Annotated in this window: 18 protein-coding genes; 3 read left to right on the top strand and 15 right to left on the bottom strand. The window is 57.0% G+C overall.

The features are described 5' to 3' along the window. Positions 1–178: 178 nt before the first annotated feature. The 4 genes from ACQZ6D_RS20875 to ACQZ6D_RS20860 form a co-directional block, all read right to left on the bottom strand. A complete protein-coding gene (locus ACQZ6D_RS20875; protein WP_065663420.1) occupies positions 179–2968 on the bottom strand; it encodes a bifunctional aconitate hydratase 2/2-methylisocitrate dehydratase in 2790 nt (929 codons plus the stop codon). 338 nt (positions 2969–3306) lie between these two features. Continuing rightward, positions 3307–3864, bottom strand: a complete 558-nt coding sequence (locus ACQZ6D_RS20870; RefSeq protein WP_003518253.1) for a fasciclin domain-containing protein — start codon at positions 3862–3864, stop codon at positions 3307–3309. A gap of 262 nt (positions 3865–4126) precedes the next feature. Next, complete coding sequence (locus ACQZ6D_RS20865; protein WP_448730108.1) at positions 4127–5383, bottom strand: Zn-dependent hydrolase; 1257 nt, start codon at positions 5381–5383, stop codon at positions 4127–4129. A gap of 19 nt (positions 5384–5402) precedes the next feature. Continuing rightward, on the bottom strand, positions 5403–6245 hold the full coding sequence (locus ACQZ6D_RS20860; protein WP_448730109.1) for a BtpA/SgcQ family protein: 843 nt from the start codon (positions 6243–6245) through the stop codon (positions 5403–5405). A gap of 24 nt (positions 6246–6269) precedes the next feature. On the opposite strand from ACQZ6D_RS20860, the gene ACQZ6D_RS20855 reads away from it, so the two are divergent. Next, entirely contained in the window at positions 6270–7166 is an 897-nt protein-coding gene (locus tag ACQZ6D_RS20855) for a ribokinase (protein WP_113090331.1), read from the top strand. A gap of 31 nt (positions 7167–7197) precedes the next feature. Here ACQZ6D_RS20855 and ACQZ6D_RS20850 read toward each other — a convergent pair whose 3' ends face one another. The 6 genes from ACQZ6D_RS20850 to ACQZ6D_RS20825 are packed head-to-tail and all read right to left on the bottom strand — an operon-like array spanning position 7198 to position 12887. Next, a complete protein-coding gene (locus tag ACQZ6D_RS20850; RefSeq protein WP_026331026.1) occupies positions 7198–7968 on the bottom strand; it encodes a glutamine amidotransferase in 771 nt (256 codons plus the stop codon). A 25-nt stretch (positions 7969–7993) separates the two neighbouring features. Next, the gene (locus ACQZ6D_RS20845; RefSeq protein WP_019566853.1) at positions 7994–9061 is read right to left on the bottom strand and encodes a phosphotriesterase family protein; all 1068 of its coding nucleotides are present in this window, start codon (positions 9059–9061) and stop codon (positions 7994–7996) included. A 4-nt stretch (positions 9062–9065) separates the two neighbouring features. Then, the gene (locus ACQZ6D_RS20840) at positions 9066–10070 is read right to left on the bottom strand and encodes an ABC transporter permease (protein ID WP_003518264.1); all 1005 of its coding nucleotides are present in this window, start codon (positions 10068–10070) and stop codon (positions 9066–9068) included. Then, entirely contained in the window at positions 10067–10876 is an 810-nt protein-coding gene (locus ACQZ6D_RS20835; protein ID WP_013762213.1) for an ATP-binding cassette domain-containing protein, read from the bottom strand. The genes ACQZ6D_RS20840 and ACQZ6D_RS20835 overlap by 4 nt, the downstream gene beginning before the upstream one ends. Beyond that, positions 10873–11826, bottom strand: coding sequence for an ABC transporter substrate-binding protein (locus tag ACQZ6D_RS20830; protein ID WP_019566852.1), 954 nt, complete (start codon positions 11824–11826; stop codon positions 10873–10875). The genes ACQZ6D_RS20835 and ACQZ6D_RS20830 overlap by 4 nt, the downstream gene beginning before the upstream one ends. Before the next feature lie 35 nt (positions 11827–11861). Further along, the gene (locus ACQZ6D_RS20825; RefSeq protein WP_013762211.1) at positions 11862–12887 is read right to left on the bottom strand and encodes a LacI family DNA-binding transcriptional regulator; all 1026 of its coding nucleotides are present in this window, start codon (positions 12885–12887) and stop codon (positions 11862–11864) included. 527 nt (positions 12888–13414) lie between these two features. Here ACQZ6D_RS20825 and ACQZ6D_RS20820 point away from each other — a divergent pair. Beyond that, positions 13415–13702 (top strand): hypothetical protein, encoded by a 288-nt coding sequence (locus ACQZ6D_RS20820; protein ID WP_113473713.1) that lies wholly within the window; start codon positions 13415–13417, stop codon positions 13700–13702. A gap of 111 nt (positions 13703–13813) precedes the next feature. Here ACQZ6D_RS20820 and ACQZ6D_RS20815 read toward each other — a convergent pair whose 3' ends face one another. The 5 genes from ACQZ6D_RS20815 to ACQZ6D_RS20795 all read right to left on the bottom strand — a co-directional run bounded on the left by ACQZ6D_RS20815 (position 13814) and on the right by ACQZ6D_RS20795 (position 20024). After that, positions 13814–14083: a DUF1488 family protein gene (locus tag ACQZ6D_RS20815; RefSeq protein ID WP_003518274.1), complete on the bottom strand. Its 270-nt coding sequence runs from the start codon at positions 14081–14083 to the stop codon at positions 13814–13816. Then, the gene (locus tag ACQZ6D_RS20810) at positions 14080–14373 is read right to left on the bottom strand and encodes a hypothetical protein (protein ID WP_025595135.1); all 294 of its coding nucleotides are present in this window, start codon (positions 14371–14373) and stop codon (positions 14080–14082) included. The genes ACQZ6D_RS20815 and ACQZ6D_RS20810 overlap by 4 nt, the downstream gene beginning before the upstream one ends. Positions 14374–14980: 607 nt before the next feature. After that, positions 14981–16933 carry an EAL domain-containing protein gene (locus tag ACQZ6D_RS20805; RefSeq protein ID WP_162803703.1) on the bottom strand — a complete coding sequence of 651 codons (1953 nt, stop codon included), beginning with the start codon at positions 16931–16933 and terminating at the stop codon, positions 14981–14983. A 158-nt stretch (positions 16934–17091) separates the two neighbouring features. After that, entirely contained in the window at positions 17092–17772 is a 681-nt protein-coding gene (locus ACQZ6D_RS20800; protein ID WP_113473712.1) for a DUF2161 domain-containing phosphodiesterase, read from the bottom strand. A gap of 308 nt (positions 17773–18080) precedes the next feature. Then, positions 18081–20024, bottom strand: coding sequence for a methyl-accepting chemotaxis protein (locus ACQZ6D_RS20795; protein ID WP_112391853.1), 1944 nt, complete (start codon positions 20022–20024; stop codon positions 18081–18083). Between the two features lie 516 nt (positions 20025–20540). On the opposite strand from ACQZ6D_RS20795, the gene ACQZ6D_RS20790 reads away from it, so the two are divergent. Beyond that, complete coding sequence (locus ACQZ6D_RS20790) at positions 20541–22136, top strand: peptide ABC transporter substrate-binding protein (RefSeq protein ID WP_003518320.1); 1596 nt, start codon at positions 20541–20543, stop codon at positions 22134–22136. Positions 22137–22188: the final 52 nt, after the last annotated feature.

Genomic DNA, 22188 nt, shown 5'->3' with positions numbered 1-22188 from the left:
TATTAATCAGAAGTTATGTGCCGGCGTTTTTTCGCGTGATTGTGGCGTTTTGCCAAGAATTTGACGGGTAATTTCAACCCTAGAGCGCGTCCGGTTTCAACTGAATTCGGTGGACGCGCTCTATATCTTTGTTTTCAAACGTTTTTCCGGACGTAAAAGTCCTACGCCCGGAAATACTTTAGTATTGGACAGACAGGGAATCGATTGGCGCGGCTTTCGGCGGTGCGAACTTGGTCAGATCGATACCTACCACGGCGGCCTTGTATTCCTCAGCGCTCGGTGTGCGGCCAAGGATTGCCGACAGCACCACGACAGGGGTCGAGGCCAGCAGCGATTCACCCTTCTTCTCGGCAGTGTCCTCAACAACGCGGCCCTGGAAGAGACGGGTCGAGGTTGCCAGAACAGTATCACCCTTCTCCGCCTTCTCCTGGTTGCCCATGCAAAGGTTGCAGCCCGGGCGCTCCAGATAGAGGATGTTCTCGTATTCCGTCCGGTTGGCAGTCTTCGGCTTGAGATCATCGAACTCGAAGCCGGAATACTTCTGCAGGATTTCCCAATCCCCTTCCGCCTTCAACTCGTCGATGATGTTATAGGTCGGTGCCGCGACCACGAGCGGCGCCTTGAACTCGACCTTGCCTTCGGCCTTCTCGATGTTCTTCAGCATCTGGGCGACGATCTTTATGTCGCCCTTATGCACCATGCACGAACCGACGAAGCCCAGATCGACCTTCTTGGTGCCGCCGTAATAGGACACCGGACGGATCGTGTCATGGGTGTAGCGCCGGGAAACATCGGTGTTGTTGACGTCGGGGTCGGCGATCATCGGTTCGTCGATCACGTCCAGATCCACGACGACTTCAGCGAAATATTTCGCATTGTCGTCAGGGGTCAGAGCGGGCTTTTCGCCGGAGCGGATTTCGGCAATACGCTGATCTGCCTTGGCGATCAGGCCCTTCAGTGTCTGGGCGGCATTATCCATGCCCTTGTCGATCATGATCTGGATACGCGACTTGGCGATTTCCAGCGACTCGATCAGCGTCTCGTCTTCAGAGATACAGATCGACGCCTTGGCCTTCATCTCGGCCGTCCAGTCGGTAAAGGTGAAGGCCTGGTCAGCGAGCAGCGTGCCGATATGGACTTCAATGATGCGGCCCTGGAAAACGTTGTCGCCATGCTGCTTCAGCATCTGCGCCTGCGTCGCATGGACAACATCGCGGAAGTCCATATGCGGCTGCATCTTGCCCTTGAAGGTGACCTTGACGGATTGCGGAATCGGCATGGTCGCCTCGCCCGTCGCCAGTGCCAGCGCCACAGTGCCCGAGTCGGCACCGAAGGCCACGCCCTTGGACATGCGGGTGTGGCTGTCGCCGCCGATGATGATCGCCCAGTCGTCAACGGTGATGTCGTTCAGCACCTTGTGGATCACGTCCGTCATCGAATGATAGACGCCCTTGGGGTCGCGGGCAGTGATGACGCCGAAGTTGTTCATGAAGGACATGAGCTTCGGAATGTTCGCCTGCGCCTTCTTGTCCCAGACGGAGGCCGTGTGGCAACCCGACTGGTACGCACCATCCACCAGCGGCGAAATGACGGTTGCCGCCATCGCCTCAAGTTCCTGCGCCGTCATCAGACCGGTCGTGTCCTGCGAGCCGACGATGTTGACCTTCACGCGCACGTCGGAGCCGGCATGCAGCACCTTGCCGGGCGTGACGCCAACGGCATTGCGGTTGAAGATTTTCTCGACGGCCGTGAGGCCCTGGCCTTCGATGGAAATTTCCTTGTTGGGCGCAAAGACCGGGGTGGCCTCGACGCCAAGCGTTTCCGCCGCAAACGTCTGGAGCTTCTTGCCGAAGACGATGGCATAGGAGCTGCCCGCCTTCATGAATTCCATCTTCTGCGGTGTGAAGGAGGATGAGAGATCGACCAGTTCCGTGCCGTTCTCGTCACGAAGCTTGTAGCTCTTGGCGTCGATCTTCAAAACGGTGCCGGTCTCAACCGAATATTTCTGCTCCAGAACCGGATTGCCGTCATTGTTGAGGATGGGCTTGCCGTCTTCGCCGAGCTTCTTCACCCAGTTCTTGAGGTTGATGCCGATGCCGCCCGTGACGTCGACAGTGGTGGCGAAGATCGGCGAAATGCCGTTGGTGCCAGCAACGATCGGGGCGAAGTTGACGAAGGGCACATAGGGGCTGGCCTGCTTGCCGGTCCACAGCGCCACGTTGTTGACGCCCGACATGCGCGACGAGCCGACGCCCATCGTGCCCTTTTCGGCGATCATCATCACCCGCTTGTCGGGATGCTGCTTCTGCAGCGCGACGATTTCCGCCTGCGCTTCCGGCGTGATCATACACTGGCCGTGCAACTGCCGGTCGGAGCGCGAATGCGCCTGGTTGCCAGGGGACAGAAGATCGGTAGAGATATCGCCTTCGGCGGCGATGAAAGTCACGACCTTGATCTCATCCTCTACATCGGGAAGCTTGGTGAAGAACTCAGCCTTGGCATAGCTCTCAAGAACGCCCTTCGCGACGGTATTGCCCGCCTTGAAGGCATCGCGCAGCCGGAACATGTCTGCGTCATAGAGGAAGACCTGCGTCTTCAGCACTTCGCCTGCCTGCTGGGCAAGCCCGGCATCATCACCAAGGGCGATGTCGAGCAGCGCTTCGATGGAGGGGCCACCCTTCATATGCGACAGCAGTTCGAGGGCGAAAGTGGGCGTGATCTCCGGAACGACAGTTTCGCCCAGAATGATCTGCTTCAGAAAGGCGGCCTTGACGCCGGCAGCGCTCGTGGTGCCTGGCAAGGTGTTGTAAATGAAAAATTTGAGGGCATCCGCGCGATATTCGCTACCGGTATCCCTGATCAAGGCAATGATTTCGCCGGTTAATCCGCCATCGTCGATCGGCTTGGGAGCGAGCCCTTGAGTTTTTCTGCTTTCGATCTCAGCCAGGTAATCCAAGTAAAGGTTCATCGCAATCCCAACGTCATGAGGTGTATGGCGCCGAAACGCAGCGCCACGAAACACTATTGTTAATCGGCCCAGGGTCCTATCGATTTCGAGTACGTCAACCAGGGCCGGAAGGCAAGATAGCGCACTCTGTTTCTGTTTTCGATAACGGAACAGGAGAACATGCGGGCAGGCATGCCGTCTGCCGTCGTGCCCTCAGGGATGCGCCCGGCATTCCTCCCCGCGGCCTGCCGTACGCGATGCCGGCAAACCATTGCGTCACCGATAGAAGCAACGTCGAGCACAAAAAAATCCGGCCACCGAGGAGGTGGTCGGATCAGGCATGCAGAAGATAAGAGCAATCACATCTTCGGAAGCAGAACCTTGTCGATGACATGAATGACGCCGTTCGACTGCTTGACATCGGCGATCGTCACATGCGCAACACCACCCGCTTCGTCGGTCAGGGTGATTTTGCCCATGCTTTCCTTCGCCTTGAGGATGCAGCCGCCGACCGTCTTCACATCATGGGTGCCGTTGTCATCCTTGATCATCTTCTCGATGGCGCTGGACATGGCATCGGCCGCCACGACATGACAGGTCAGGATCTTGGTCAGCTGCGCCTTGTTTTCCGGCTTCAGCAGAGTTTCGACTGTACCCTTCGGCAATTTGGCAAAGGCCTCATTGGTCGGAGCAAAGACCGTGAACGGTCCCTTGCCCTGAAGGGTTTCTACGAGACCGGCAGCCTTGACGGCGGCGACCAGCGTGGTGTGATCCTTCGAGTTGACGGCATTCTCGATGATGTTCTTGTTTTCGTACATTGCTGCACCGCCGACCTTTGGATTTTCAGCAAAGGCACCCGAAGCTAGAGTCGAGATTGCCGTCGCAAGGGCGAGCGTACGGATTGCGGACTTGAACATTGAATATTCCTCTTCCCTAATCGCCTCGGCGCGGAAGCGCGCCTCTGAAGGCCTATCGTTCCCGTCTCGGGGAACAGCACAAGTGACGAGAGCGACAGGAGGAAAGTTTCAAGCAAAAGGCAGTTTCATACGATCACTTGCTACAGCGCTGATTCATCTCGGCTTTTTCTCAACCGAACTATACTCGCGATCGGCCAGCGCGCAGTGATCTGCAAACGGAGCAACCCCAACAAGGGGCGAAAGCTCCCCGCAAACATTCGATTTACAACGCTCCCGTCGGCGCTAGCAGCTGGAGAAGCGAAGCCAAGAGCATGTTGCCACCCGCAATACTATGCTCCTGCTCCACATATTCAGCCTCATTGTGACTGAGACCATCCCGGCAGGGTACGAAAATCATGGCCGATGGCGCGACGCGGTTCATAAAAAGCGCATCGTGGAACGCGCCGGAGAGCATTCTCTTTGTTGCAAAGTCCCGCTCTTGTGCGGCCTGATCCAATACGGCAAGCAATTCATCCGGAAAACTTGCCGGCGGCATGTCGAAAATCTGCGAAATAGTCGCCGAGCAGCCTGTGTCCGCCGCTGCCTGCTGGATAGCCATGCGGATTGTCTGCTCCATGACGCCGATTGTTGTCAGCGAAGGGTGTCTAAAATCGATCGTGAAGCGCACCGTTGCCGGGATCGCATTCACCGCGCCGGGTTCAAGGGCCATTCGGCCAATCGTGAAACGCGCGGCCGGATCGGCTGGCATGATGTCGCGATAGAGTTCAGCAAGCGCGTTGGCCGTGGCTTGCATGGGGTCATGCCGATATTGCAGCGCCGTTGTTCCAGCGTGGGCGGTCTGCCCTTCGATAATCACCTCCAGCCAGCGCGTTCCCTGTATGCCGGTGACGATGCCGATCGGTAAGCCCTCTTTTTCCAATGAAGGCCCTTGCTCGATATGGACCTCGAGATAAGCGAAAACCGGCGTGCCCAGAGGCCGCATCACGGCAACCGGGAGACTTTCCAGCGTGGCGGAGAGTTCATCTGCGAAAAGCGCACCGTCAGTCGCGCGCATGGTCTCCCAGGCGCTTGGAATTGAACCGGCGGCAAAAGCCATGGAGCCCATGCAGCCCGGCGCGAAGCGGCAGCCCTCTTCATTCGTGAACGACACGACCTCCACCGGCCGCTCGGTTTCCACCCCGCAATCTTCGAGTGTTTCCAGAACCTCAAAAGCTGCGAGCGTGCCGAGCGCACCGTCAAAACGACCGCCTGCAGGCTGACTGTCGAGATGACTGCCGATAAGCAGCGGCGACAGATCCGGGTTGCGCCCCTCGCGGCGAATGAACAGATTGGCAATCGGGTCCTGAAAGACCTTGAAGCCCCGCTGCAGCGCCAACTCCGTCAGCAATTGCCGCGCCTGCCGGTCGAGGCCGGTCAAGGCCTGGCGGTTGACGCCACCCTTTGCCGTCGCGCCTATTTGCGCAAACCGGTCGAGTCGATCGATAAGTCGCTGCCCGTTGATCGAAAGAGTTTGCGTCATCATCATTTCCCGTTTGCCCTCAACCCGAAAGCCCTGGCTGCGCCGCCTCAACAAACGATCGCACACGCGCAGGCTCGACAGGGTTCCACCAGACACCGCCCTGTTTTAGCGACGAAGCGACGATGACACCGCTGGTGCGCTTCAGGATTTCAACGATATTGGCTTCCCCAACACCAGAACCGACCAGAAGCGGAAGATGTGTGGCCTGCCCGATCTCTTCGATTTCCGCCATCGTTGCGCTGTTGCCGGTTCGCTGGCCAGTAGCGATCACCGCATCCGCATCAAAAAAGGCAAGGTCGCGGGTCAGCTCATCGATGCTACGATCAGCCGTGATAGCATGCGCGCCATGCTTAACGTGGCTGTCGGCGAAAACCTTTATGTGCTCGGCCCTGAGCAGGGATCGATAACGCATCGCTTCCGCCGCACGCCCTTCCATGAAACCCTCGTTGGCGACATAGGCATTGGCCCACTGGTTGACGCGGATGAATGTCGCCCCGCCTGCCATGGCAATGGCGAAAGCCGGGATCGGCGCATTGGCAAGCACGTTGATACCGAGCGGAACGCCAGTCGCCCGCGCGACCCGGTCAGTCACCACGCTCATGAAGGCAGGTGTCTCATGACCGATATCCTCCGGCTTGGAAAAGGGAATATCGCCATGGTTTTCAATGAGAAGACCATGCATACCGCCTTCGATCAAAGCCTCGGCATCGCGCATGCAGACGTCGTAGATGGCATCCATGGCCGCGCCACGATACCTTGGTGCTCCGGGAAACGGCGGGCAATGCACCATGCCGATCAAGGCCTTGTCACGACCAAAGATTTCCTGGATGGCGTTCGCCCTATTGTCGGATATGATCTGCATGCCTTGTCCTCTCGAAAGTTTTTCATGCGTGCCTTCGTCATCGGCAATATCGCGCTCGACGAAACCTATTCCGTTTCCGCCCTGCCGGAAGCCGGGGCTTCGATTTTCGGCCGGCAGGCCTTCCGCGATCTTGGCGGAAAAGGCTGCAATCAAGCCATTGTCATGGCCCGATGCGGGCTCGATACCACATTGACTGCTGCTGTAGGTACAGATGACAGGTCTGCGACCATCCGCGCCCGCCTTGCAACCGAACCTCTGACCGCCGACCTCATTGGCATGGATGGGCAGACCAGCGATCTCTCCATCATCTTCAACACGCCCGATGGTGAAAACAGCATCGTCACGACCACTGCCTGCGCAGAATCCCTGAGCCCGGAAGACGTGGCCGGAACCCTTGGTACAGCCAGCCCCGGCGACCTTCTCGTCGTGCAAGGCAATCTGGGCGAAACAACCACCCGTCTCGCACTGTCGCAGGCAAAGGCAACGGGAATGATCACCGCATTCAATCCGTCACCTCTCCAACCCTGGTTTGAAAGTCTCTGGCCGCTCACGGACATCGCTTTCCTCAACCGCGGCGAAGCGGCCGCCCTGACCGGGGATACCGGCTCGACAGCGATAAAACTGCTCATTTCAGCCGGTGTCCGCCAGGTCATCCTCACCCTTGGCGGCGAGGGTTCGATGCTCGGCACGACAGACCAATGCCTGACCGTGCCCGCCGAAAAAACTGGCGTTGTCGACACGACGGGTGCTGGCGATTGCTTCATGGCCGTCACGCTGGCCTCCGCCGCGTTGAGAAACGTCAGTGTGGATGAACGGGCGTTGAGGCATGGCGCAAAGGCATCTGCGCTGACCGTCAGTCGTCGGGGCACGCTTTCAGCCTTTCCCGATATCCTTGAGCTCGCGGATATTTTGTCCAACTGACGATCCTCTCCACCGATACCTGCCGCAGCGCTCAGCGAGCTTCTGTCAGCCAGCCCAGAATGTTTTTCCACAAACGGCCGTAGCCCTGCCATTCGCAGAAGGCGGGAGAGAGCCAGTGCGGACCAATGTCGGATGTCCACGCCGCTGTCCGACCCTTTCCAAAAACGCCGGTGACCAGAAGCGGATGACCGCCCTGCTCCGCAGGCAGGCGGGCGACCACGTCCACATCCGCACGCTCGCGCACCTCTACCTCATTGACACCGAGGAGAAGCGGCCATTCGCCGGAAAGACCTGCAACGGTGGGATGATCCGGCATCAGAATGTCGGCCGTCGATCCTTCCGGAATTTCAACGCGGTCATCCCATGGCAGGCAGGTCACGGGAAGCGTATCTTCCACGGGGGTGCGACGCCACCGGGCCTTGCCATCGATACCCTGGAACGAGAAATATCCGCCAACCATCAGCAGGCCGCCACCCTTTTCGACCCATGCCTTGAGAAGCTTCAGACGGTTTGGAACGGTTTTCGAGTGCAGCCAAACCGCAGGCGGCAAAAGCAGCGAGTTGGCACCGATGTCAGAGAGGATGATCGCGTCATACGCATCCAGCCCCGCCATATCGAAGGGAAGTTTCTCGACAGCATCATGAGCCGTCAGGTAGGTCAGCTCGTATTCACTACCTTCGAGCGCCTTTACCAGAGGTTCCGCGCCCAAGTGAAAGGTGACGCTGCCGAACTGGTCGAAGCCCTTGTAGTGAGTGGCGGAGCTGACCCAGCTTTCGCCCACGAGAAGTATTTTCTTTGTCATTTTTCGTTCCATTTCTATGGGTTCGTCACGTCTTCGCCTGGAAGACCGAGCGCGGGTTATCCCGCATGAGGATTTGCAAGGTGAGGTCATCCAGACCATGCCGCTTCAATCGCGGCAGGAAATGCTTGAGGATATAGGCGTAACCATTGCCGCCATACCGCGTCAGCATCATCTTCAGGAAAACATCGTGGGAAAGCAGGATGCGGTCCAGATATCCGCGCTCCACCAGCTGGACGATGGCTTTGGCCGCTTCGTCGTCACTCGGGCATTGGACCTGCTGATCGGCATAGAAGAAATCCATGCCGATCATGTCGTATTCGATGAAGGCACCGCGGCCGGCAAGTTCTCCCTGATAGCCAAGGTCATCATGCGACGGGTTCATGTGACACAGAACGGTGTGACTGACATCCGCGCCTTCCTGCTCGACTACATCGAGAACCCTGTGACCCAGCCTTAACCAGCCCGGAAGATGCACCATGAGGGGCAGACCTGTACGGGCCTGCGCCCTCGCCGCACCCCGCAGCGATTTTTGCTCATCGGGGGTGAAGTCCGAGGACACACCGATCTCTCCGATCAGACCGATTTTCACGCCGGTTCCATCGACGCCCTGAAGCGCCTCGTGAACGATTTCATTGGCGATGTCGTCGATGCTGATCGCTGCCACTTTCTCAGGATGGGAGGAGGCCAGATAATAACCCGCCCCCATCACGATGTTGAGCCCGGTCGCCTCGGATATCCGCCTGAGGGCAAGCGGATTTCTGCCGATACCCTGGCAGGTCGGCTCCACCACTGTATGGCCGCCCTGGGCGGCGAATTCATGCAGTTCTTTAATCGCAAGCGGCTCATCATCCAGCGTGATGTTGTGTTTGTTGACGAAGGGATCCTGGCGAAGTTCGCCGAGGATTTCCTGGCAGACCAAGCCCTCCGCCAGATATTGCCGCTCCGGCGTTTTCGGTGCGTGCCACCAGCAGCGGCAATCGTTGAGAATATGCTCGTGCATCAACGTCACGCCGAGCTTTTCCACCGGGACGGGACCGGCAACCGTCATGAAATTGCCGGAGCGAATATGGCCTTTCGAGAGTTCATCCACCATGGCCTCAACCCTTTTTTCTGGAACCCAAGCGGAAGTTGGTGGTGAAGATGCGTGTGTTGAGCCAGATAGCGGCAAGAATGATCGCGCCCGTGACAATCTGTGTGAAAAAGGGCGAAATATGCATCAGGATCAGCCCGTTGCCGATCACGGCAATGGTCATGGTGCCAAGCACGGAGCCGAGAATGGTTCCGCGTCCGCCCATCAACGATGTACCACCAAGCACAACCGCTGCCACGACTTGCAGCTCAAAGCCGACAGCAGCATTGGAGGAACCCGAGCCGAGGCGTGACGCGATCAGCAGCCCAGCGATTGCGGATGCCACGCCTGCCACCAGATAGACCGATGCAAGGATCCATTTTGCCGGCATACCCACACGACGCGCAGCCTCCAGATTGGAGCCTACCGCCACGACCCGGCGTCCGTAGCGGGTGGACGAAATGACCACATAGGCCACGACAGTGATGAGGATACCGATCAGCGCCGGCACCGGGAAACCGAACAGGTCTCCGCGACCGAGAAAAAAGAAGCCGGGCGCATCCGGAATAGGCACCGAATACCCTTGGGTGATATAGAGTGCGACCCCTCGAAGGATGGACAAGCCTGCGAGCGTAACGATGAAGGCCGGAATGCCCTGATAGGCAATGAACCAGCCCTGCAAGAGACCAAGCACGGCTCCGAGCATGAGCATGGCGACCAGCACCAGAGGCCAGGGATAGCCCGCCGCCATGAGGATGGCACCGACGGCGTTGATCAGCGCAACCATGGAGCCGACCGACAGGTCGATGCCGCCGGTGATGATGACAAGCGTCATGGCGACGGAAACGATGAGGATGGGAGCGGCCTGACGCACGACGTTCAGCAGGTTGCCTGCCGTTAGGAACGTATCCGTGCTTACGGCAAAGAACAGCATGCAGGCGATGAAAAAGGCCGTTATGGACAAGACCTGCGCGTTTTCGGCGATGAAATCGGCGACGGGTGAGCCCTTGGCGCGTTCAGTGTAGACGGTCAATGGCGACCTCCCACGATCAGTTTGACGAGGTCTTCGAGGCTGGTTTCGTTGATCTGCCGTTCGGCGACCTTCGTTCCCTCGTACATGACGGCGATGCGATCACACACGCGGAACAGATCCTGAAGACGATGAGTGATGAGGATGACGGACACGCCCTTGGCCTTGACCCGGTTGATCAACGCCAGAACGGCCTCCACCTCTGCCACGGCAAGCGCCGAAGTGGGTTCGTCCATGATCAGGACCTTGGGATTGAAGGACGCGGCACGGGCGATTGCGATTGCCTGCCGCTGTCCGCCGGAGAGTTTTTCCACCTTGGCCGTCAACCTTGGAATACGGATTTCCAGCGCGTCGAGCATCTTGCGGGCCTCGGCCAACATCGTCTGCCGGTCGAGGAACGGACCCTTGGTGATCTCGCGCCCAAGAAACAGGTTGCCGATCACGTCTATATGGTCACAGAGGCTCAAATCCTGAAAGACCATCTCGATATTGCGATTGCGCGCATCGGCGGGACCGGAGAAACGGACCTCTTCCCCTTCGAGCGTAATGGATCCTTCATCTGGAATGTAGGTTCCGGAAATAACCTTCGTCAGCGTCGATTTTCCAGCCGCGTTGTCACCGACAAGGCCCAGGCATTCACCGGGATAGATGTCGAGATCGACGCCGCGCAGCGCCTGATGTGAACCGAAGGTTTTTACGATACCGCGAAGCGAGACGCGCGGTTCTTGCGCCGCACCGGAGAGATGCTGGGGGAGAATATCTCCCCCAGCGCCGGTGACAGCGGTTGGGTGCTGTCCGCCGGCGATCATTTGAAGACCGCCCGGTAGGGCTCGACATTGGCCTTGGTAACGATGGTCACGGGCACGGCAATCGTCTTTTCGACACTGCCACCATCAGAAACAGTCTTCAGCGCCTTGACGGCCGCAGCACCCATGGCCGCCGGGTCCTGCTGGATGACACCCGCGACATAACCGGCGTCGATGCCAGCGATCGCCTGCTTGGTCAGATCCCAGCCGAAGACCTTGATGTCCTTCTGCTTGCTCTGGCTTTCGACGGCAGCGACGGCGCCGAGAAGGGCCGGTTCACCCGTTGCGTAGATTGCGGTCATATCCGGATTGCCAGTTATGAGGTTTTCCGCCGCGGAAAGAGCCGTATCCTGCACGTTCTGTCCGTCAACGACGCCAGCCGCCGTGATGCCGGGCTGATCCTTGAGCGTGTCCTCAAAGCCCTTCTGACGGATATTCTGGATGAAAGAGTTGAGGGCCCCGACGACGCCGATCTTGGCCTTGCCGCCCATGTCTGACTTCACATAGTCGACGAAGAACTTGCCCATGTCGGCACCAGCCTTGGCATTGTCGACGCCAATCTGTGCCTTCTGAGGCCCTTCGGGCAATATTGCGTCGATAGCGACCACTGGGATGTTCGCTTCGGCGGCCTGCTTTACCGCAGGCATGATGCCGTTGACATCGATGGCGACGACCGCAATCCCATCGACCTTCTGCTGGATATAGGTCTCGATGGCGCTGTTTTGCGCTGCCGGATCGTTATTGGCATTGAAGATGACGAGCTTGACGCCCGCTTCCTTTGCCGCCTTTTCCGCACCCTTGTTCATGTCGTTGAAAAAGATGGCCTGCTGGTTGATCTGCACGAGGGCTATCGTCTTTTCCGCGGCACCGGCAATGCCGGCGGAAAGCGTCGCCCCGGCCAGAACGGTGGCGGCAAGGGCTGCGGAGAAATATCTGCGTTTGATTATTGTCATTTGCGTTCTTCCTCTGTTGGTTTTGTCCGTCGCAATTATTGTTTCGACGGCGGCGCAACGGAGCTCCGCACGACGATTTCTACGGGAAGCAGCTCTTCCGGATGGGCCGGAGTTTCCTGTTCCCAATTGGTTTCGGCGAGCAACGACAGGGCGCGCTGGCCAATGGCCCTGACCGGCTGGCGAATGGCGGTAAGCGGCGGATCGAACAGATGCAGCGGGCCGACATCGTCGAAGCCGATCATCGATACGTCCTGCGGAATGCGCACACCCTGCGCCCGCAAGACTTCAATCATCCCGATGGCGATTTCGTCGGAGCTGGCGAAAATTGCCGTGGCGGGACGGCCTTCGGAAAGAAAACGCAAGGCCGCCTCGCGACCGAACTCCGCAGTATAGTCGCCGCAATAACGCATGATCGACGGCTCGGAGCCGCAATGTGTCCGCAACGCTGCCTCCAACCCAAGGAAACGCCGCTGCGTGCTGAGCATCTCTGCCGGGCCGCCGACATAAAGCACGCGTTCGTGGCCATATCCAGCAAGGTGTTCGCCGGCCAAGCGGCCGCCCTGTTCATTGTCACAGAACAGCTTCGGCACGGATGCCCCACTGACGTCTTCATCGACCACAACGACTTTGCCGGTGGCGCTGATAAGCTCGGCAAGCTCGTCCGTATCGGGGTGGTTGGTAACGAAGACCAGCCCGTCGACATGGTTGCGGGCAAGAAGCCGCAGATAGGACAGTTCGCGTCCCGGCCGGTTCAACGTTGCGAAAAGCGATACGGCAAGACCGCGTCTGTCTGCCTCCTCTTCCACTGCTGCAACCAGCATGCCGAAGAACGGGTTGCCGATATCGGGAACGACGAGACCGATCGTATCGGAGCGCCCACGGCTCAGACGCCGGGCATGCGGGTTAGGAACATAGTTGAGCTGGCGAATTGCGTCTTCGATGCGGGCCTTCGTGTCCGCAGGCAATTCCAGCGAGCCGTTGAGCAGCCGCGACACCGTGGCGACGGAAACACCCGCGGTGCGGGCAACATCCTTCAGACTGGTCGCACGATTTGGCGCCATCATTCTTCCCGTTCCTGTTCCCGTGGGCCTTTGGCCTCTTGATAGGCTTGTAAAGCGATTTACTAAACCGATTTACAAGGAAATCCAAAACTTGCCCCCTGTCAAGATCATTTGGTGAGGCATTCGAATTTTGGCATATCGGAGACTTTTGCGGCCTTCCGACGGACAAAGGCAATCGCGAGACGAGTGACGGCACTCCTCGCCTTCACATAGAGGTGTCTTCGATCAGCACCTCTGATTATCAGGATTGTTTCATTGCTAAACGAGTGAAACGGGTCCACTGTGTTTGTTCCAGCAGCTATAGTACGGGCGCTGCTGTTTAAGGGTTGAATACCCTGGCCCCGACAAAGGAGGACGCCATGTCTTCCATATTCCACCAACCGACAAAACAGAATCTCGCAACGCTGGCTGGCTACGTCTTGTCTGCGGCAAGTGTGGCGCTGATCGTTTACATCCTGATCGGCGCGTAGTTGCGATAACCGGCTGTAACTGTGCAGGTTTTAACGCAACGGAAAGCGGTGTTGGACATGATCGAAAGAACCACAGAGACCGAAATCACATTCACGCATCCGTTCCGTCTGGAGGCCCTTTCGGAACCCTTGGGAGCGGGCACTTATCGCCTGGTCATAGACGAGGAATTGATAGAGGGCCTCAGCTTCACGGCGTATCGCCGCGTGGGAACCCATCTAGAGATTCCCGCGATCGCTGTCGCCATGAACCGCCGCCAGTTCCTTCAGGTGTCCCCATCTGAAATCGATGATGCATTGGCTCGCGACGTCGCAACCGCAGACGCCGGCCCGCGCGCCATTCCATGATCCCGCAATGGTCGCGCATTTCCTAAAGTGCGTAGCAGTTTTACGCCCGGAAAATGCGTAAAAACAAATAGCGAGAGCACGTCAGACAATTTTGTCTAAACAGGATGTGCTCTAGCCGAAGTCGGAAGGCGTCAGGACGTTCAGATTGCGCCGGTACTTGGCATACACCTTCTTGGCAGCCTCGTAGATCGGCGTGCGCATTGCGTCAAAAGACGAAAGGCATTGGGCTTCCGACATGCCTGTTGCATGCACGCCGCCCTTGGCGAGTGCAGCGGCTTCGACAAAAAACCGGATTTCGAACATGCCGTCATGGCCGAAAAACCGCACAGCTTTACGCACGTCGTCAAAACTGCGGGCCGAGTTGGGGAAAGCCAGTGTCATGCTTCACACCTGCTGCGTTCTTCCCTTCGCAAAACGTTGCGACGATTGAGTGAAAGCATGCCATCGGTTGCTTCCGATATGCTGAGTTCAGTCAGCCTGCGGCCACCCACCCGTACCGGCACACCGGTGAATACATGATATATGGTCCAGGTTTGGTCCCTCTCGATTCTTCTTCCATATTGGGAGTCAACCGTATCGGCGACGGAAGTCCCGCCTTCGTTCTCCCAAACTTCGATCCTGAGCGCCTGGCGTCTTTGGTCGTTATAACTATTCATGGTCTTGCCTTTCATCCGAGGCTTCAGCGCGGCTTTGATCCGCGTGGAGCTGGTTTTATTCTACATTGCAACTGCTGCGTTCCTGTCTCTCGGTCGAAAGTCCCTATCGATCGGAGTGGTGCTTGAGCCAGACATCCCTAAGGACTAGATGCGGTGTCGTGTCCGGGCGGTACCAAGAAAATCCAGGAGCGAAACGACCAGACACCATGAAATGGCACTGGAGAAATGCAGATGGTTTGCGTTGTGCAACTGATGGCAGCGTAATCGCCCGTCAACCTGCATGCTCGTGACGCAACAGGTGACATCTCGGTGATTACCGCAAAGAAATACGGCACCGTCAGCGCAAACATTCACTAAAGGACAACGAAGAAGAGGCGGTGCCTCTCTGACACCGGGGAGCCGTGCTGCCAGCACAACGAAGCCTATACTGCGCCTGGATTGCGCGGAAAACAAGGCGGACGCTAAAACCTGCCGGGCAGACAAAGCAAACACGTCCATTCAAAGCACGCATTTCTACGCCACGATAGAGGTAGCCGAGCCCTGTTTTCCTGTCCTTCCCCGGATCAACATCAGCAGGCAGGCATCGCAGCCGGAAAATCGGGCCCAAAAAACCCAGGCCACTTCAGGCTGACAGGATCATGCGCTTTTTTTCCTGTCCGGAAAGAAACTCACGGACATCCTGTTCTCGTAGTGGCGCCGCATAGATATAACCCTGCACCAGCGTAGCACCGAGACCTTCAAGGGCCACGAGTTCCTCCCGTGTTTCGACCCCTTCCACCACGCATTCCAACCCCATGTCGCGGCTGAGCGTGAGCAGCGATTTAACGATTTTGTAGCTGGCTGGCTTTTCGTGCAGATCCGTGACGAAGCTGCGGTCAATCTTGATCTTGGTGAGGGGCAGAGCGTGCAGCCGTGTCAGGCTGGAATAACCGGTGCCGAAATCATCAAGCGAAATGCCGCAACCGAGCCGCCGCAGCATTTCAACCGACTGCCTGACCTGTTCAAAATCATGCGCAAAGGCCGTTTCGGTAATTTCAAGGTCAATACGTGTTGCGTCGAAGCCGCTGTTTTCGATGATGCCGATCAACGACAGCACGCCTTCGCAGGAATTGAGGTCATGGGCCGAGAGGTTGAAGGATAGTCTAAGGGATGGCTCCCATGCCGATGCGGAAACGAGAGCGGTTCGAAGAAGAGGCCGTGTCAGCGAGCTGACGATACCGGCCCGCTCGGCAATGGCGAAGAACTGGGCAGGCGGGACATGCCCAAGGACCGGGCTGTGCCAGCGCGCCAGTGCTTCAAAGCCCGCAGCTCTTCCATCGCGTATGTCGACGATCGGTTGGAACACGACTGAAAGCTCGTTTTCTATCTCTTTCTGCTTGAGCAGATGTTCGATACGGGCTTCGATATTGATCTGCTTTTCGTGCTCCGCATCGAAGAGGACGGCATCGCCGCGCCGGGTTTTCTTGGCGTGATACAACGCATAGTCCGCACGGTCGAAAAGTTGCTCAAGCGTCAAAGCGAGGCACGGAAATACGGCTATCCCCATGGAAGCAGCGACATGCACCGTTCCCTCGGGCAGATGATAGGGCGCCCTCAACCGTTCCGAGATCACGTTCGCATTTACGACGAGTTGCGCATCATCGGGTATGATTGGGGCAACGATCGCAAACTCATCTCCCCCAAGGCGGAATGCCTTGCTGGTCGTCAGAGTTTCGGTGAGACGTTTGCTGACGTTGACGAGCAGCCTGTCGCCCACGGAATGGCCGTAAAGGTCGTTGACGGGCTTGAACCCATCAAGATCGATAACGCCAAGCGCCAGTCGCGTTCCCGCCACCCTTGCTTTTTCGATTTCGGCTTCCAGATGGGCGAAAAAGGCGCGGCGGTTGGGCAGTTCCGTCAGACTGTCGATATTGGCAAGCAGCAGGTTCTCATTGTTCAGCGCTTCCGTACGCTGCTGCGAAACAATCATGCGCTCGAAATTGCGGTAGTTGGTCAACAGGATGGACATCATGCCAGCGCAGACCAGAAGGACATTGATGGCAATGGCGATGAATGTCGGTTGCCTTGAGGCCAAAAAGAAGATGATGAAGGCGCCGTTGACGATGGCCGTGACCATGAAGGCGGCCGAACGCACATACATCAGACAGAAGATGCAGGAGATAACGGTAATCGCCATGTAGAAGGCGACATGGGACTGCGTATAGGCGTCCCCATAAGGCACCAGCAAAAAAGACCAGAGCGTGAATATAATGGCGATACCGGCTGCCAGGCGATTTGTGCGCTGAAGCGCTGCATGGGCCACCTTCGGCGGGGGATCGATACCGCGGGTTCTCCACCAGAATGCAACCCTGACGGTGCAGCCGAGTGTGAAAAAAGCGGGAATTCCAATGGTGAGCCAAAACGGCGCCAGTTGCAGATGTGTAGTAGCCAGCGCCCATGTACTTGAAATCAGTATGAAATACATCATCGGCATCTGCCGGGTGAAAGCGCGATATTGTGCTTTCAGCAGGTCCGGATTGTCGGACCGGACAGACATAAAATACAGCAATTTCTGTTTGGCGCTAAGTATGTTCATTTGCACGACTCATCGAGTACAGAGTCGGTTATTTATCAAGTCCGTATTACATCATCGGAAATACACAAGGTAAATCAAGAGGAAATGAAATCAACTCCAAGGTGTGTAGTCATGTTTTTACATAATCTGCGCAAATAAGCTCTATTGCTGAATAGAAATCAGCTGGGTCCGACGATCGTTGCCGGCGTTTCTTGTTGCGGCCATCGCTGTAGCGCCTCCTGTCCGGCAGGGGTCAAGCCATAGACGCCTCTATCCAGACGTTCAAACCAACCATAGACGTTTGCAAGCAAAATCTTCCCGGCATCCGGTATGCCGGATCTGACCTGACGCACGCGCAGCGGCCCTGATGCCAACGCCAAAGCGCAGCCGAGTGCCTGTTGGCGGTACGCGGTCATGATTGGTGCGCGAGTGCTTCCACCCACCGCCGGATCTCCGCGTCGCCTCTTGTGTTCACGTATCAATCGCGAACGCCGTTTCGGATTGGTTCGCGGCATCGGTGATATGGAACTGACGATGACGCTGACGTCGCCAACATCGGAAATGCCGAGCATGCCGATCCCAAGCCTGCGGCAGAGGTCGCGATAACGTTTATCAGCCTCGCGGCCCTTGCCCTTGGCTGAGACCCGTGCCGCAATCCAGACCTCGTCTGCCATAGCCGCGCGATCAACCGCCTGCAAAATAAGCTCCAGATTGAAGCTCAGTTTCAGCTCGCAGATGACGACAACAGGCGGATCGTTATCGCTCAAGCCCACGAGGTCGCAACTGCCAACCTCGCCTTTGACAGTGTAGCCCGCTTCCTCGAGGAAACTTTTGACGGGCAGATAAAGCGAAGTTTCCATGTACCCGCAGATTAAAGTGACGAACCAGGCCCTAGATATATCGATCCGCCTGCGCAGAACAACCGCTATAACCACCAATACGGTTGCAAGGTGTCGGTGATGCGGGCAATCGCCAATAGTACTGGAATGATCAACTGGCACTTCTCCCAAGAGCGGACGCTTTTTGGGGGAGATACGATCAAAAATCGTCACGGATTCGATGTGCGATCGGCAAGACACCGGCGATCAGAGTCCAATCGCCGGTGCAAGTGTTTAAAACAATGCTTTCAGTCTCTCATCAGACGTCAGGCGTGAAAGACGCGCATTTATCAAAACTCTTCCCAGTTGTCCGGCGATGTGCTCAGGGCAGCATTGCCGGAGAACGCAGCTTTAATCTTTCCGCCGAGTGCACGCGCAGGAGAAACTGCAGGCCTGTCGGCGGACGAGGCTGCGCGAACCGGTGCGGAGATTTCGCTGTAACCACCTTCTGACAACTTGAACCGAGCGAGCAGTTGGTTGAGCGACGAAGCCTCGCGTGCAAGCCCGTGGCTTGCCGCCGTGCTTTCTTCCACCATGGCAGCGTTCTTCTGGGTGTCCTGGTCCATCTGGTTCACAGCCGTATTGATCTGCTGGAGACCAGAGGATTGCTCCTGTGCCGATTCCGCGATCGCCATCACGTGACGGTTGATTTCCTGTACTTCCGTGACGATGAGTTCGAGTGCCTTGCCCGTTTCGCCAACCAGTTGCACACCCTGCTGAACCTGACTGTTCGATGTCGTAATGAGATTCTTGATCTCCTTGGCGGCACCGGCGGAACGCTGGGCCAGTTCGCGAACCTCTTGGGCAACAACCGCAAATCCCTTGCCCGCCTCACCGGCACGGGCAGCTTCCACGCCTGCATTCAGCGCCAGAAGGTTGGTCTGGAAAGCAATCTCGTCGATCACGCCGATAATGTTGGAAATCTCATCAGCGGATGCAGCAATTTGCTCCATTGCCGTGACAGCTTTCTGCACCACTTCTCCCGACTGTTCCGCACCGACTTTTGCGCGACTGACAAAATGGCCCGCTTCTTGCGCCCGTTTGGTCGAGTCTTTCACCGTCGTGGTGATCTCTTCCAGTGCAGCAGCTGTCTCCTCGACGGCCGCTGCCTGCTGTTCCGTACGCTTGGCCAGATCGTCGGCTGCGGCCCTGATCTCGTTCGCGCCGGAGTCGATGCCGCGCGCGTTCTGCGCCACCTGGTTCAGAGTCGATTGCAGCTGTTCCGCTGCCCTGTTGAAGTCGCCGCGAATACCGTCAAGGCTGGACACGAACGGCTGAGCGATCCGGTAAGTAACGTCGCCCTGAGCGATCTTCGAAAGGGCAGCAGCAAGGTTGTCGACGGCGAATTGCACGTCGGCAGCTTCTTTCGCCTTCTGTTTCTCGCGCTCTATCCGGTCCTGCTCTGAAGATGACCGATGGTTTTCCGTTTCATTCTCAAGCCGGAGGCGCTCGATGGCGTTCTCGCGAAATGCCTGAACAGCAGCGGCCATCTGGCCGACTTCATCCTTGCGGTCCATACCTTCGATTTCGCTGGCTGTATCGCCTGCCGCCAACGACCCCATCCGCTCGCGAAGCCGCGCAATCGGAGTGGTAATGCCACGCGAAGAAATAAGCAGGCCGAGCGCGATCAATGCCAGGGAAACAATTGCTATGCTGACCAGAGCTGTCCAGATTGTCGTGTTGGTGCTGGCCGTGAGGCGCTCTCTTCCATCGTTCATCACCTGGATCAGTTGCTCGTTGCCCGCACTGATTTTCGGTGAGACTTCAGTTATTTTTCGAAGGACGTTAAGCGCCATCTGCTGAGCTTCAGCATTTTTTCCCGCCTGCATGAGAGCGATGACCTGATTGCCGATTTCCTCAACCTCGGCAACGCCCTTGAGGATATCACGAGCGGCATCCGTCCGGGCCGGCACCAGCTGCATGATTTTATTCTGCCGTTCTTCCAGTTGCTTCCGGTCGGCCTTGAATGTTTTGACAGCGGCCTCGAAATCACTGCTGGTCGAGTCATTGAGGCTGGCGCGAAGCATCTGCATGCCGAGTGCATTGAGATTGCCGCTGGTTCGGGCGTTCAGCACCGCAGCAAGCGCCTCATTGGCGATGAAATCGCTGTAAACATTGTCGGTATTTTTATACTGCAAGCTGACGTAGCTGATTCCGGAAAGCGACATCAAACTCATCACTGATATGACGAATAAGACCTTTGTTTTTATTTTGGTATTCTTCAGGAAAGACATGAATAGCCTCAGGGCAAGCGCTCCTCCAGCTGTCCGCGCAGGAAGCCAGGGAAACAAACAATGGAACATCGCGGGTAGCTGTGCCCCTCCTCATAGGGCGACAAGCGGATATCCGCTCCGGGCCGCCAAAGGCTGGGCGCGTTGGATCCACTCGTTCTACCAGCCCCGCCGATGAAACTTTGGAACCTGCGTATTTTAGATTTCACAAAATTACTAAATGAAGTGTTACCCGGCATATGCAAACGACGACATGTATGATGCCGTAAACTTACTCGGGCTTTTGGCGGCATCGGTATTTTCACGAGGATATCGATGGGGCCGACGGCTTCCCGCATCGATTTAACCGTCCGGAGGTCGCGTCACGCGAGGCAATGTCCAGCGTGCGGGCCATGGCTTTGCCCTTATTCTGTTCGATCAGCAGTCACGGTGTATGCATAAACTCACAATTTATTGTGGTTGCCCTTCGGAGCAATTTGGCCTTGTTTGTAGACTCACACTCTTCACGGGAGGGAAATTATGTCGATAAAAACAACAACTCGCGCCACGCTGCTGGTAGGATCGCTTCTGATTGGCGCAAGTTCCGCACTTGCAGAAACAGTTCTTCACCGCGGCAATTCCGGGGAGCCTCAGACGCTCGATCAGGCACAGACCTCGATCAATATCGAAGCCTTTATCCTCAAAGACCTTTATGAAGGTCTCACCATTTACGATGCTGCCGGCAAGATCGTTCCCGGTACGGCGGAAAGCTGGACGCTGTCTGAGGATGGTACCGTCTACACGTTCAAACTGCGTGCAGATGCGAAGTGGTCGGATGGCACTCCGGTAACGGCTGGAGATTTTGTTTTCTCCTATCAGCGCGTCGAAGACCCGAAGACCGCAGCAAAATATGCGAATATTCTTTATCCGATCAAGAACGCCGAGAAAATAAACAAGGGTGAAACTTCGGTTGACCAGCTTGGCGTCAAGGCCGTGGATGACAAGACCCTTGAGATCACACTCGAGCGCTCAACACCGTTCTTCCTTGAACTCCTTGCCCACCAGACAGCTCTGCCGATCTCGAAGGCAAGCTTTGACAAGAACGGAACCAACTTCGTAAAGCCGGGCGTCATGGTGTCGAACGGTGCTTACAAGCTTGAAGCGCATGTTCCCAATGACAGCTTGACGGTGGTCAAGAACACCAACTTCTGGGACGCATCGAACACCAAGATCGACAAGGTCATCTTCTACCCGATCGACGACCAGGCCGCATCCGTTCGTCGTTTCGAAGCCAAGGAAATGGACCTCGCCTACAACTTTTCCGCGGACCAGATCGACCGCCTGCGCAAGGCCTATGGCGAACAGGTTCACGTTTCGCCGACGCTTGCGACATACTACTATACCTTCGACACGCGTGAAGCGCCGTATAACGATGTCCGCGTCCGTCAAGCCCTGTCCATGGCAGTCGACCGCGATTTCCTCGCCAAGGAAATCTACAGCGGTTCGCAGGTTCCCGCCTACTCCATGGTTCCTCCGGGCATGGACTCCTACGGTGAGCCTGCGAAAGCAGAGTTTGCGACGCTGTCGCAACTCGATCGTGAAGACGAAGCCGTCAAACTCATGAAGGAAGCCGGTTACGGCGAGGGTGGCAAGCCGCTTTCCGTTGAAATTCGCTACAACACAAACCCGAACCATGAGCGCGTTGCCACCGCTATTGCGGATATGTGGAAAAACACCTTTGGCGCCAAAGTGTCACTGGTGAACCTCGACGTCGCCTCGCATTACGGCTACCTGCAGGAAGGCGGCAAGTACAACGTTGCGCGTGCAGGCTGGGTTGCCGACTATGCGGATGCGGAAAACTTCCTCGCCCTTTCGGTATCCTCCAACAAGACCTTCAACTACTCGAAGTTCAATAATGCCGAATATGATGCGCTGATGCAGAAGTCCTATGACGAAAAGGATCCTGCTGCTCGCTCCAAACTGTTGCACGAGGCAGAAACCATCCTCATGAAGGAACAGCCGGTTGCTCCGCTTCTCACACAGGCGGACCTGTGGCTGGTTTCCAACCGCGTGAAGGGTTGGGAAGACAATGCTGCTAACGAACACCTCAGCCGCTTCCTGAGCGTTTCCGAATAAGCAGTGCTGGCACGGTGGCCGAAACCACCGTGCCATGTCGGAGCCTGAAAAT

The organism is Agrobacterium sp. 22-3639C2, assembly GCF_053522105.1.
This window is presented reverse-complemented; position numbering and strand designations above follow the sequence as displayed.